The sequence below is a fragment of the Paenibacillus sp. 598K genome (assembly GCF_003851045.1).
Lineage (GTDB): Bacteria > Bacillota > Bacilli > Paenibacillales > Paenibacillaceae > Paenibacillus_D.
Map to the genome: position 1 here is coordinate 19,546 of NZ_BFBX01000012.1, position 12,452 is coordinate 31,997.

Below are 12,452 nucleotides of genomic sequence, written 5' to 3' on the forward strand. Positions count from 1 at the left end.
CGCCAGCCGATCAAAGCGCGGGGCGCCGAACGGCTGAGCGCGCCGACCTCTGTCGCCCAGGTGTCGGCGTTGGCGGCAGCCATCGTACCGGCAAACGCAAATAACCAGAGCGGGTCGGGCCATAGCGCATGACCGAGGCAGAGCGCCAGCCCGAGGCCGCCGTTGGCCCACACCTGTCCCGCGTCGCGGCGGCCTCCCTTGGCATACCGCGTCTCTGCCTGCCGTTTGGCGCGATGCCGCCGTTTCCAGCTCGACCAGAACGTCGAAGTGACAAAAAAAGCGATCAGGCAACCGAACCAGACCGGCCCTCCCAGCGTCACATAAGCCGTGCCCATCACAGCCGCCGACCAGGCGCCCGATCCGGACAACGAGCGCCGACGATAGGCAGCCCAGACGATACATAAACTGCCCAGCGCCCCAAGCGCCAGACGAACCGGCCAATCATCCGTCAGCATGAGCCACCATTCCATTTTCCAATGCCCCCGTCGCACAAGTTCATTTTTTTGCGAATGTCATTTTTTACTGTGGATCAAGAATTTCGGCAGGATTCGACTTTTTCCATGTCGAATAGAGCGATATTCGACCCAATCGTGTTTAAAGGAGAGTCCGCATTTGCGCAAATCCGCCCCTTCTCACCCTTCCAATTCCGACCTGCCAGGCGAGCTGTCTCCCGAGCAAATGCTCCGCATCATCTTCGACTATACAGCTCAGATCGCCGACGAACGCAATCTTCAACGCGTCCTCGGTCTGATGGCGGATATGGGTCGTCGGATGATCCAGGCCGACCGATGCACAGTCTGGCTGATCGATCACAAGCGCCAGGAGCTGTTCACGACGGTCGCCCACGGCGCCGAGGAGATCCGGGTGCCGCTTGGCTCCGGCTTCGTCGGCTACTCAATCGCGCATGGCGAGGCGCTGCTCATCGAGGACGCCGCCGCCGATTATCGCCATAATGCGGCGAACGATCACAAGACCAGCTACGTCACGCGCACCGTCATCACCGTCCCCTTCGTCGGCAACGACGGCAGCATCCTCGGCGCCTATCAGGCGATTAACAAGCAGACGCCCGGCGCTGTCTTCGCCCGCCGCGATCTGGAATTCCTGACTCTGGCCGCGTCCTATGCCGGCAAGTCGCTGGAGTCCGTCATCCTCCACGAAGAAATCGTCGCCACTCAACGCGAAATCCTCTTTACGATGGGCGAGATCGGTGAAAGCCGCTCCAAAGAGACCGGCAATCATGTGAAGCGGGTCGCGGAATACTCGTATCTGCTGGCGCTTGGCCTCGGCTTGTCGCAGGAGCAGGCCGAGCTGCTCAAGATGGCATCGCCGATGCACGATATCGGCAAGGTCGCGATCCCTGACAGCATCCTGCAAAAGCCCGGCAAGCTGACCGATGAAGAGTTCGAGCGCATGAAGGACCACACCGTGATCGGCTACCAGCTCCTCAACAAATCCGGTCGGCGATTGCTGCGTCACGCCGCCAACATCGCCCACGAGCATCACGAGCGCTGGGACGGCGCTGGCTATCCGAGAGGTCTGAAGGGGGATGCTATCGACCTGTTCGCCCGCATCACTGCCGTAGCGGATGTGTTCGATGCGCTGGGCAGCGCACGCGTCTACAAAGCCGCCTGGGAGATGGATCGCATCCTTGAGCTGCTGCGGCGCGAGAGCGGCAGTCACTTCGATCCTGCCGTTGTCGACGCCTTCATGCGCCAGCTGCCTGAGCTCCTCTCGGTTCGCGAGCAATATAGCGATATCTGATCGTCTGGCAGCGATGCGCGATCGGCACCGCTGCATCGGATACGCCGATCCCTAGAGTCCGGACGCGAATACCTGCTCCCAGCGGTCAGGGTAGTTGGTGCAGATCATAATGTCTGGATCGATCGCCGCGAGCTTCCGCATCGTCGCCGGATCATTGACTGTCCATGCCATCGTCTGTATGCCTGCGCCCTTGATAGCCTCCATCCTCGGCGCGTTGAGATGCCGATAGCCGATCGACAGGAAGCCGCAATCGAGCCGCTGCAGTTCGCCCAGCAGCGAGGATGGCGCAGCATCGATGATCAGCCCCGTCCGGATGTCTGGACTGATCGCGCGCACGCGCCGCAGCGCCTCGCCGTCAAACGATGTGACGACGGCGTCATGCTGCAGCTGTCTGGCATGCAACAGCTCGACGACCGTCTGCTCGATGCCCGGATAGCGGCCCCCATAGGTCTTCAGCTCGACGTTGAGTCGACAGCGGCCGCTCGTCGCCTCCAGCACCTCCTCCAGCAACGGGATCCGCTCGCCCGCAAAGGACTTGCCGAACCAACGGCCGGCGTCCAGCCGCTGCAGCTCCTCCGCCGTCTTCTCGCCGACGAAGCCTTTGACGCCCGCTGTCCGCTGCAGCTTGTCGTCATGGATGACGACCGCTATCCCGTCCCGGGACAGTTGGACATCCAGCTCGATCCACTGCACTGTATCATAAGCCATCGCTTGTCTGAACGCGCCCATCGTATTCTCGGGGGCCTCACCGGACGCCCCGCGATGCGCTACGCACCAATTGTTCATGTATGCTTCACTCCTAACTGGATTGGCCAGCGGCCTGGAGCCGCGTCTGCTTATTGCTTCGCGTAAATGTTGCCTTCTCCGTCGATAACTGCGCCATAGCTGATCGATGAGATCCGCTGCAGCAGCGCCGCTGCCTCCTCGCCGACGAGCGGCTTGGGCTGGGACTTCACCTGACGCATCGGATGCAGCTTCAGCTTGCAATCGCCGCTGCGCGTGCAGCGTGCATCCAGCACCCCGGTATCCGCCGTGGCAGGCGTTGCGGTCATGTTGAATATAAAGTTGCCCAGGCTGTAGGCGATCCACTTGCCGTTATATTGCTCGAATCCCTGCAGCACATGCGGGTGAGAGCCGATGACCAGATCCGCGCCCGCATCGACATAATCTCTCGCCAGCTGTCGCTGATAGTCGAGCGGACGATCGACCCGCTCCTTGCCCCAGTGAACCATGACGATGACCAGGTCGGCTTGCTCGTTGGCCGCCTTGATTGCCCGGACCGCGCGGGACGGATCGTAGGTCTCGGCGACGCCCTCCCGGTCGCTATCCGCCTTCCAAGCCACCACCGGCAGGACCCGGCTCACGCTCAGGTAGGCGACCTTGACGCCGCGCGCCTCCAGGACGACCGGCGCGAACGCCTCCACGTCATCGTTGCCCGCTCCGACATGCGGGATGCCCGCCGTATCGAGATGCTCCATCGTATCCATCAGACCGACCACTCCCATATCGAGTGTATGGTTGTTGGCTAGACCGACGATATCGAAGCCAGCATCGCGGAGCGCAGGCAGCGACTCAGGCGCTCCCTTGAACACGTATTGCTTATCCTCAGCCGGGGTCCCCCTTCGCGTGATCGGATTTTCCAAATTGCCTGCCGTCAGATCAGCGTCGGACAGATAGCTCAGCGCCTCCGCATACGGATAATCCCACCCATGCTCTCGCATCAGCTTCTCTACCGATGCCGCCAGCAGGATATCGCCGACGAAGGAGAGCGTCACCTCGTCATCCGCCGCATCCTCCTGCGCTACGGCCTCCGACTCCGACTCTGGTTCCGGCGAGGTCGGTGATGACGACGAGTCCGGTGCGGAAGGCTCGGGCTCGTCAGTGACTGGCGGCTCCTCAGAGTCGGTCGGCTCCTGCTCCTCCGGCTGCGGCGAAGACCCGCTCGCTTCGCCGTCATTCGGATCTGTGGACGGCAAGCTGGACTCGGCACCGTCTGTGGCAGCCGAGTCCAGCTGGCCCGCCGTCGCTCCCGAGTCCGCAGATTCGCTGGCTACTGACGACTTCGTCGTACCAGGCAGCAGCGTCTCGCGGTTGAACCAGATGAAGGCGGCTAGCAACAGCACGAGCCCAAGCAGCAAGCCGTTCAGCGTCAAGAGACGGCGTATTCGCCGCCGCTTGCGTTTCATTTGTTTTTGATATTGTTCGGAACGGGATAGTGACATGAGTGCGGGCTCCTTTGATCGCTAGGCTTGATTGATGCAAGCTTGCGCATATAGCCCTATTATAGCAGGATCAACAGGCGGTTCCTATGGCTCTAAGGGCCAAGACGGACGCCGTCTCGTCCCGGCAAAAACAAAAAGGAGACCCGAAGGTCTCCTCGTCCCATGACATCGGTCAAGCTCAGACGCGAACCGCAGCCAGCTCGGCCAGCACAGCCGCAGCCGCTTCCTTGCCCTGGCGGACGCAGTCGGGGATGCCGACGCCGTCGAATGCCATACCCGTCGCCCACACCCCGGGCAGACGCTCAGCCAACCGACTGCGCAGCTCGGCCATCCGCTGTACATGACCGACCGAATATTGCGGCATCGAACGGCTGAGACGGGTAAGCTCCACGAACTCCGGCTCCGTCTCGATGCCCATCAACGCCTGCAGGTCCTCGCGCACCCGAGCCGTGATCGCCTCATCTGAGGCGCCGACAATCGCGTCCTCGCCGGCATGACCGACATAACAGCGGATCAGTACCTTGTCCTGCGGTGCCGTGTGGGTCCACTTGGCCGAGGTCCAGGTACAAGCCGTAATCGTATAGCCGGCATCGCGCGGCACGACGAAGCCGGAGCCCTCAAGCTCGCGCCCGAACGCAGCTTTGTCGAAGCCAAGCACGATATTGGCGACCGAGGCGTACTGCATCTCCCGGAGCTCTCTCGCATCGACCAGCGGCTCCAGCAGATCCGCGCTCGCATACGTTGGGACCGTCAGCACGATCGCATCCGCATCCACCGCATCTCCGTTAGCCAGACGCACGACATACCGCGCCGCGCCCGCAGCTGCGCCGGACTGCGGCTCGATCGCACGAGCCGCCGAGCCGAGCCGACGGTCGATCCCCTGCAACGCCGCATCCAGTCCCTCGACCAGTGTGCTCAGTCCGCGCTTGTACGACAGGAAGACGCTCGTCTGGATCGCCGGCGACGGCTTGGCCTCCCCGCTCGCAGGCGGCGTCTGGCGGCTCGCCTGCATCCCCCGGATGAGGCTGCCGTGCTGCAGCTCGACCTGGCGGAACTGCGGGAACGTCGCCTGCAGACTGAGCTGGCGCAGCTCGCCGGCATAGATCCCGGCTAGCAGCGGCTCCGCCAGCCGCTCCGTCACCTCCGCGCCGAAGCGGCGGTCGAGGAAGTCGCCGATCGATTCGTCGTCGCCTGACTCGACCAGCGGGCGAGCTGGCAGCTCAAGATCCTCGAGCGCCCGCTGCTTGCCCGCCTCGCTCACTAGCTCCGTCGCCAGGAAAGCGTCGATATCGGTCGGGATGCCGAGCACGAGCCCTTGCGGCATCGGGTGCAGCCGTCCCTCGTGGACGATAAAGCTCTGGCGAGCGCCCTGCGTCGCCAGCTCATCCTCCAGACCCAGCTCGCGGGTCAGGTCGATAATCGGCTGCTTGCGCGCTAGGAACGAGTCTGGCCCTTGCTCGATGACGAAGTCGCCCTTGCGCAGCGTATGGATCAGGCCGCCCAGCCGCTCTCCGGCCTCCACCAGCGTCACCTCGACCCGGCGTCCCTGCTCTTCGGCTTGGCGCAGGACATAAAAAGCGGAGCTCAGACCGCTGATCCCTCCGCCAATAATGACAATTCGATCGATACGTTCATTGCTCCGCATAGTTGTTAACCTCTCTCTTCGGCCGCCAGCACCGACTCCGCCAGCGTCTCCATATATAGGGGATCTGTATTAAGCATCGCGCTCCGTTCCAACTGCATCCCAAGCTTGGCCGCGATATCCTTGGCCTCGATGTCGATGTCGTACAGCACCTCCAGATGATCGGACACAAAGCCGATCGGCGCGATCAGCACCCGCTCCGCGCCCGCTGTCCGCACCTCCTGCAGCGTATCGAGAATATCCGGACCAAGCCACGGCTCGCGGGTACGGCCCGCGCTCTGCCAGGTGAACTGCCAATTCGTCACGCCGGCAGCTTCGGCGATCGCCGCCGAGGTCGCGAGCAGCTGCTGCGGATATGGGTCGCCCATCTCCAGGATGCGCTCCGGCAGACTGTGCGCACTGAACAGCACCTTAATCTCGCCGACCGGCGTCTCGTCGCCGAACTTGGCCAGTCCGGCCCGGATGCGATCCGTGAGCGCCGCGATCAGCTTCGGATGCAGATGATACTCCTCGACGAAGCGCATGGCGATGCCCTGCTGCTCGGCCGCCTCGCGGGCGCGCTTGATGTAGCTGCCGACGCTCATCGTCGAGTAATGAGGCGCCAGCACGATGCCGACCGCCTCGCGGATGCCGTCCGCCGCCATCCGGGCGACGCCGTCCTCGATATAAGGCTGCGCATGCTTCAATCCCTGATAGCAGGTGTAGCGGCCCGGCTCGATCTGCTCGAGCGCAGCCTGCAGACCGGCGACCTGGGCATCGGTATTCTCCCGCAGCGGGAAGACGCCGCCGACGATCGCCTCGTAGCGGCCCGTCAGATCGGCCAGCATCTCTGGCGTAGGCGGATTGCCGCGACGGATATGGGTATAATAGCTCTCGATCTCATCGAGACTGGCCGGGGTGCCGTAGGACATCACCAACACGCCGATACGCGGTTCAGACATGGCGGCTCTCCTCTCTATGTCTCTGTCCGATCTGCTCGGCAGAGTAAGCGTGCACAACCTCAGTCAGGTACTTCAGCTTGTCCAGCGACGCCTCGGGGAACAGTCCGTGTCCGAGGTTGAATACATAGCCCGGCGCTTCCAGTCCCTGATCGATGATCCGACGCGCCTGCTCCTCCAGCACCGACTCGGGCGCGGTCAGCAGGACGGGGTCGAGATTGCCTTGGATGGCGAATCGCCCACCCAGCCGACGACGTCCCTCGCGGATCGAGATGCGCCAGTCGACGCCGATCATGTCCGCCTGCAGCCGCCGCAAGGACGGCAGCAGCTCCGCCGAGCTGACGCCCGGGAAGTAGATCTTCGGCACGTCCAGGTCGGACAGCTCGCGGAAGATGCGCTCGATCGTCGGCAGCACATAACGCTCGAAATCATGCGGAGCGAGCGAGCCCACCCAACTGTCGAACAGCTGGAACGCCTTGCCGCCGGAGGCGATATGCGCGCGCAGATAAGCGATCACCATGTCGCCGAGCTTGTCCATCAGCTTGAACCAGATGTCCGGCTCATTGTACATCATCTGCTTGGTGAGCAGATAATTGCGCGAGGGCCGCCCCTCGATCAGGTAGCTGGCGATCGTAAACGGCGCGCCGGCAAACGTAATCAGCGGCACCTGCAGCTCGCGGTCGAGGATCCGGATCGTCTCCAGCACATGCGACAGATCGCCCTCGACATCGATGGGCCGCAGCCGCTCGACATCCGCCGCTTCGCGGATCGGGTTATGAATGACCGGGCCGACGTTTTGTACAATATCAAAATCAATGCCGATCGATGCGACCGGATTCATAATATCGGAATAAAGAATCGCCGCATCCACGCCAAGCTTGCGGATCGGCATCATCGTTACTTCGGCTGCGAGCTCGGGCTGCTTGCAAATCTCCAGCAGCGAGAACTTTTCCTTGATCTTGCGATAATCCGGGTCATAGCGACCCGCCTGACGCATATACCATACCGGCACGCGATCGACGCTCTCCCCCCGGCAAGCCCGGATGAAACGGTCGTTGTAGCTCATCGACTTTCCCCATTTCTCACGTATTCCCTTCAGATTCCATTATGCCCTTTTTGTTCTGGGCTAACAACCGTCATTAATCGATCTAGTATGACAATAGTTTGACAATGCCCTGCTCTGCCGCCGCCAACCGTCACAGTCGGCTGTTTAATCGCTAGGAATTGGGTAATAGTATACATAACTTGTAAGGAGAGGAGCGATCGCACATGAATCACACGCATCTGCAATGGAGCACGCTGGAGGACATCGCCCGCAGGAACAATATTCTGTACGAGATCGGCGACAACGTCATTATCGGCAACATTTCATTTTTGCGACCCGAGATGAGGCCTGACCGGATCGAGATCGTCCCGACCTTTGGCGGCGGTGAGTTCGATCTGAAGATCGAGGACGGCCACCTGTACGCCAACGAGCAGCAGCTCCTGCCGCTCTTGCATGACAACCGTCGTCCCGAGGACGGCGTCACCGATCATCGCGCGCTGAATTAGCTCCGCAAGGCAGTAAAGGGGCGTCAGCGTTAGCCATGTCGACAGGCCTCGCTGCTGGCGGGGTCTTTTCGTGTCTGCCGGTATTCGTACGCCGGCGCAACACGTAGTATAATGATAGCATGTACATGAACGGATGCAGCCCTCTTCGCTCTGACCGCCGCATCGCATCGTCGACTTATGTTAGCAGGGAGGCGTACGTTTCCTATGGAACGTTGGAAAATCAACCTGGGGGTATTATGGTTCGGCCAATTTTTCGTACTGGCCGGCATGACCATGATCATCCCGTTTCTCGCACTGTATCTCCAGCAAGACCTGGGACTGAGCGATCCGCACGAGATCGCTGTCTGGTCCGGGATTATTTTCGCCGGCAACTTCGTCACGTCGTTCCTGTTCCAGCCGCTATGGGGCAAGCTCGCCGACCGGTATGGCCGCAAGGTGATGCTGCTGCGCTCCGGCTTCGGGATGGCGATCGTCATGACCTTGATGGGCTTCGCCGCCAGTCCGTGGCAGTTGCTGCTGCTGCGGATGCTGAACGGCACGATCTCCGGCTTCAATCCCGCAGCCGTCGCGCTCGTCTCGACGACTACGCCCAAGCAGCATATGGGGTTCGCCATGGGGACGCTACAATCTGGCGCCGTAGCCGGGACGATCCTCGGACCGTTCATCGGAGGTGTCATGGCCGACGCCTTCGGCTTCCGACCGATCTTCTACATAACAGGAGCGATGATCTTCATCGCGACGCTGCTAGCGCTGTTCCTGGTGCGCGAGTCGTTCGACCGCAAGGAAGCGGCCTCGCATCCGCAAGCCTCGGTGCTGCAGGGCTTCCGCGAGCTTAGTCATGTGCGGCCGCTGATGGCGCTCTACGGCGTCACCTTCCTGATCCAGTTCGCCATGCTCTCGCCGATGCCGCTCATGCCGCTCTATGTACAAGAGCTGCATGGCACGACGGTCAATCTCGCCTTTTGGGCAGGCTTCGTCGGCTCCGTCACCGGCCTGTCCAATCTGATCTCCTCGCCGATCCTCGGCCGGCTGAGCGACCGGATCGGCGGCGAGCGCATCCTCGCCGTGGCGCTGCTCGGATCGGCGATCATGTTCGTGCCGCAAGCGTTCGTCAGCTCGGTGTGGCAGCTGGTTGCGGTTCGCTTCGCGCTTGGGGTATTCCTCGGCGGACTGATCCCCGCCGTCAATGCGCTTATCCGTCAGCATACGCCGGAGGGCATGGAGAGCCGCGCCTTCAGCTTCAACACGAGCACGCTCAGTCTCGGCAATATGATAGGGCCGGTGTTCGGCGGCGCCGTCTCCGGCTTCATCGGCATCGAGGGCGTCTTCCTCGTCGCTGCCGCCTTGCTGCTGGCAGCCGTGTTCTGGGTGCGGGGCACGCTGCTCCGCCCAAGGCCGAACCAAGCTTACTCTATACCACAGCGAAAGGATGACCGGGCATGAAGCTACTCATTATCGAAGACGACCCGCAGCTCTCCGAGACGATCTGCGACACGCTGTGTCCCTCTTACGAGACCGCTCAAGCTTACGATGGCGATGAAGGACTGTACCAGGCCGAGCAAAATATCTATGACGCCATCATCCTCGACATCATGCTCCCCCATCGCAACGGCTACGAGGTGCTGCGGGAATTGCGCAGCCGCGGCATCCGTACGCCGGTGCTGATGCTGACCGCCAAGGACGGCATCGACGACAAACTCAAGGGCTTCCGCGAGGGCGCAGACGACTATCTGGTGAAGCCGTTCCACCGCGAGGAGCTGCTGCTGCGGCTTGAGGCCATTCTGCGCCGCGCAACGGGCGAATTCAGGGATCAGACGCTCGGCTTCAAGGAGATGAAGCTGAATCTGCAGCACAAGACAGCAACGATCAACGACGAGGTGCTGCATCTGAACGGCAAGCAATTCGAGCTGCTCGAATATCTCGTCCATAACAAAAATGCGATCTTGACCAAGGACCAGATCTTCGATCGCATCTGGGGGTTCGAATCCGAAACCTCGACGACCGTGGTCGAGGTGTATGCCAGCCATCTCCGCAAGCATCTGAAGCCCTCCGGCTACGACCGCTACATCCGCACGTTCCGGGGCTTAGGCTACATGCTCAGCGACCAGGAGGGCTAGGATGGACCAAAACTCTGTATTCAGCAAGCAAAGGCGGCAATTCACGATCTTTAACTTTATTACGTTCACGCTCATCTTCACCCTGTTCGCGGTGATCATCCTCAGTCAGGTGCAACGCAGCATGTATTCGCAGACCGATCAGGAGCTGCGGGGCTTCACGGATCGGGCGGCAGAGTTTGGAAGCTTCGTCCCCGGCACGGGCAGTATGCGCGGCGGCGGTCCCCAGGGCGGGAGTGGGGGCGGCGGCCCGCAGGGCGAGGGCCCGGGCGGCTGGCCGTTCCGCCCGGGAGACGGCTCGATGCCGCCCAGTCCGAGAGTGACGATGCTGCAGTGGGACAAGGACGGTCAGATCATCAACCAGGATCAGCTCGGCTCCTTCCTTTATCAGATGTATTTCAGCGATCTGGCCTACAATCCTCAAGCCGTAGACGAGATCCGTACGATCACGATCCAGGACAGCTACCGCTATCGGACGCTGATCTACGTCGATCCCGAAGCGACAAATGGCGTCTATGCGACGCAACTGCTGATCAATGTGGACGCCGAGGAAGCGGCGGTCGCCAGCTTCCAGCGTATCCTCATCCTCTGCACGGCTCTGTTCATTCTGCTCTCCATCGTCACCAGTCTGCTGCTGTCGAGCCGCACCATGCGACCGATCCAGCGCTCCTGGAGCAAGCAGAGCGAATTCGTCGAGAACGCCTCGCATGAGCTGCGGACGCCGCTGACGATTATCCAGAACAAGCTGGAGCTGCTCCTCACCTCGCCGCAGGAGCGGATCGTCGACAAGTTCGAGCCGATCGCCGTCAGCCTCTCCGAGACGCGGCGTCTCTCCAAGCTCACAGCCGATCTGTTGACGCTGGCGCGGGCTGACTCCGCCGAGACGATACTGGAGATAAAGAAATTGCAGCTGGAACCCTTCCTTAAGGAAATCTGCGAGCCTTACGCCGAGATCGCCGAAAGCCAGGACAAGCGGCTATGGACGTCGCTTGAGCCGGGACTGGTCATCGAGGCCGACCCGGGCCGCCTGCATCAGCTTATGGTCATCCTGCTGGACAACGCGCTCAAATATACTGCCGAGGGCGACAGCATCGGCGTGCTCGCCCGTCGCGACGAGCATCGCCTACTGATCGAGGTGAGCGATACCGGCATTGGCATCCGTCCAGAAAATCTGCAATCGGTGTTCGATCGATTCTATCGCGAGGACAAGGCGAGGAGCCGTGCTGCCGAGCAGGGCGGCTCCGGGCTTGGCCTCTCCATTGCGCGCTGGATCGTCGACGCGCACCATGGCACGATCGAAGCCGCCCCCCAGGAGACCAAGGGTATCGTGTTCCGCATCCGCCTGCCCTGGCGGTGATCACTCAGAAAGGCTGCCCCGTCATCTGCAATGACGCCGGGACAGCCTTTTTCATTTGTCTTCCTCCGGACCAAAGCCATTGTTAAGGTTTCTTTAAGGTGCACGACTATAATTTATTCCATGCCCACCTAACTTACACATGAAATGGAGGACCAGGAATGATCAAGGATCGCAACCCGTATCCGAAGGGCCGGCGCGAGCTGAAGCACGCCATTACGCGGCTCGACTGCCACCTGCTCCGCAGCGGATTACGGCATGTCATGCGAAGCGACCCCCATGCGGGTCCGGGCGGCACGTATCTGGTACGCAGCGTGTACTTTGACAACTTGGAAAATAAAGCGCTGATCCAGAAAAAAGAAGGGCTATACGCGAGGGATAAATACCGGGTTCGGCTGTACGACCACAACAGCAATCTTCTGCATCTGGAGAAAAAGAGCAAGCGCAACAATCAAACGTTCAAAGAGAAATGCCGCATCGTGGCGGAGGAGTATGAGCGTATGCGGCTGGGCGACATCGCCTGGATGTCGGAAGATGAACGTCCGCTCATCCGGGAGCTGCATCTGCAGATGCAGTGCTATCAGCTCAAGCCGCTCACCATCGTCGACTACGAGCGCGAGGTATTCACCTATCCGCACGGCAATGTGCGGGTCACCTTCGACAGCAACATTCGGACAAGCAATCGCAACCACGATCTGCTGAACCCGAATGTGCCGATGGCGCCTGCGCTTGAGCCGGATCTCGTCGTGCTGGAGATCAAATATGATGAATACATGCCCGATATTATCAAAAAACTGCTGCAGATCGGCAACCGCCGCACGGAGGCATACTCCAAATACCAGCTAAGCCGCATGTACAGTTAACGAAGCA

At 61.1% G+C, this 12,452-nt stretch carries 12 protein-coding genes; 6 read left to right on the top strand and 6 right to left on the bottom strand.

Annotated elements, in window-relative coordinates:
* Window positions 1–470 (bottom strand): DUF92 domain-containing protein (locus tag PA598K_RS37765; protein ID WP_260405279.1); only part of this gene is annotated, 470 nt, incomplete at its 3' end.
* Window positions 471–612: 142 nt separating this feature from the next.
* On the opposite strand from PA598K_RS37765, the gene PA598K_RS05555 reads away from it, so the two are divergent.
* Window positions 613–1,761 (top strand): HD domain-containing phosphohydrolase, encoded by a 1,149-nt coding sequence (locus PA598K_RS05555; protein WP_260405280.1) that lies wholly within the window; start codon window positions 613–615, stop codon window positions 1,759–1,761.
* 51 nt (window positions 1,762–1,812) lie between these two features.
* On the opposite strand, the gene PA598K_RS05560 is transcribed toward PA598K_RS05555, so the two are convergent.
* The 5 genes from PA598K_RS05560 to hemE all read right to left on the bottom strand — a co-directional run bounded on the left by PA598K_RS05560 (window position 1,813) and on the right by hemE (window position 7,629).
* On the bottom strand, window positions 1,813–2,547 hold the full coding sequence (locus PA598K_RS05560) for a glycerophosphodiester phosphodiesterase (protein WP_128655982.1): 735 nt from the start codon (window positions 2,545–2,547) through the stop codon (window positions 1,813–1,815).
* A gap of 50 nt (window positions 2,548–2,597) precedes the next feature.
* Entirely contained in the window at window positions 2,598–3,983 is a 1,386-nt protein-coding gene (locus PA598K_RS05565; protein ID WP_128655983.1) for a CapA family protein, read from the bottom strand.
* Between the two features lie 178 nt (window positions 3,984–4,161).
* On the bottom strand, window positions 4,162–5,628 hold the full coding sequence (gene hemG, locus PA598K_RS05570) for a protoporphyrinogen oxidase (RefSeq protein ID WP_128655984.1): 1,467 nt from the start codon (window positions 5,626–5,628) through the stop codon (window positions 4,162–4,164).
* Between the two features lie 5 nt (window positions 5,629–5,633).
* A complete protein-coding gene (gene hemH, locus PA598K_RS05575) occupies window positions 5,634–6,566 on the bottom strand; it encodes a ferrochelatase (RefSeq protein WP_128655985.1) in 933 nt (310 codons plus the stop codon).
* Window positions 6,559–7,629, bottom strand: a complete 1,071-nt coding sequence (hemE, locus tag PA598K_RS05580; RefSeq protein ID WP_128655986.1) for a uroporphyrinogen decarboxylase — start codon at window positions 7,627–7,629, stop codon at window positions 6,559–6,561. Before hemE ends, hemH begins: the two co-directional genes overlap by 8 nt.
* A 203-nt stretch (window positions 7,630–7,832) precedes the next feature.
* Between hemE and PA598K_RS05585 the strand changes: the two genes are divergently transcribed.
* The 5 genes from PA598K_RS05585 to PA598K_RS05605 all read left to right on the top strand — a co-directional run bounded on the left by PA598K_RS05585 (window position 7,833) and on the right by PA598K_RS05605 (window position 12,445).
* Window positions 7,833–8,114 (top strand): hypothetical protein, encoded by a 282-nt coding sequence (locus PA598K_RS05585; RefSeq protein ID WP_128655987.1) that lies wholly within the window; start codon window positions 7,833–7,835, stop codon window positions 8,112–8,114.
* Window positions 8,115–8,318: 204 nt separating this feature from the next.
* A complete protein-coding gene (locus PA598K_RS05590) occupies window positions 8,319–9,557 on the top strand; it encodes an MFS transporter (protein ID WP_128655988.1) in 1,239 nt (412 codons plus the stop codon).
* Window positions 9,554–10,231 (top strand): response regulator transcription factor, encoded by a 678-nt coding sequence (locus PA598K_RS05595; protein ID WP_128655989.1) that lies wholly within the window; start codon window positions 9,554–9,556, stop codon window positions 10,229–10,231. The genes PA598K_RS05590 and PA598K_RS05595 overlap by 4 nt, the downstream gene beginning before the upstream one ends.
* A 1-nt stretch (window position 10,232) precedes the next feature.
* On the top strand, window positions 10,233–11,585 hold the full coding sequence (locus tag PA598K_RS05600; RefSeq protein WP_128655990.1) for a sensor histidine kinase: 1,353 nt from the start codon (window positions 10,233–10,235) through the stop codon (window positions 11,583–11,585).
* A 158-nt stretch (window positions 11,586–11,743) separates the two neighbouring features.
* Window positions 11,744–12,445 carry a polyphosphate polymerase domain-containing protein gene (locus PA598K_RS05605; protein ID WP_128655991.1) on the top strand — a complete coding sequence of 234 codons (702 nt, stop codon included), beginning with the start codon at window positions 11,744–11,746 and terminating at the stop codon, window positions 12,443–12,445.
* The last annotated feature ends 7 nt before the right edge of the window (window positions 12,446–12,452 follow it).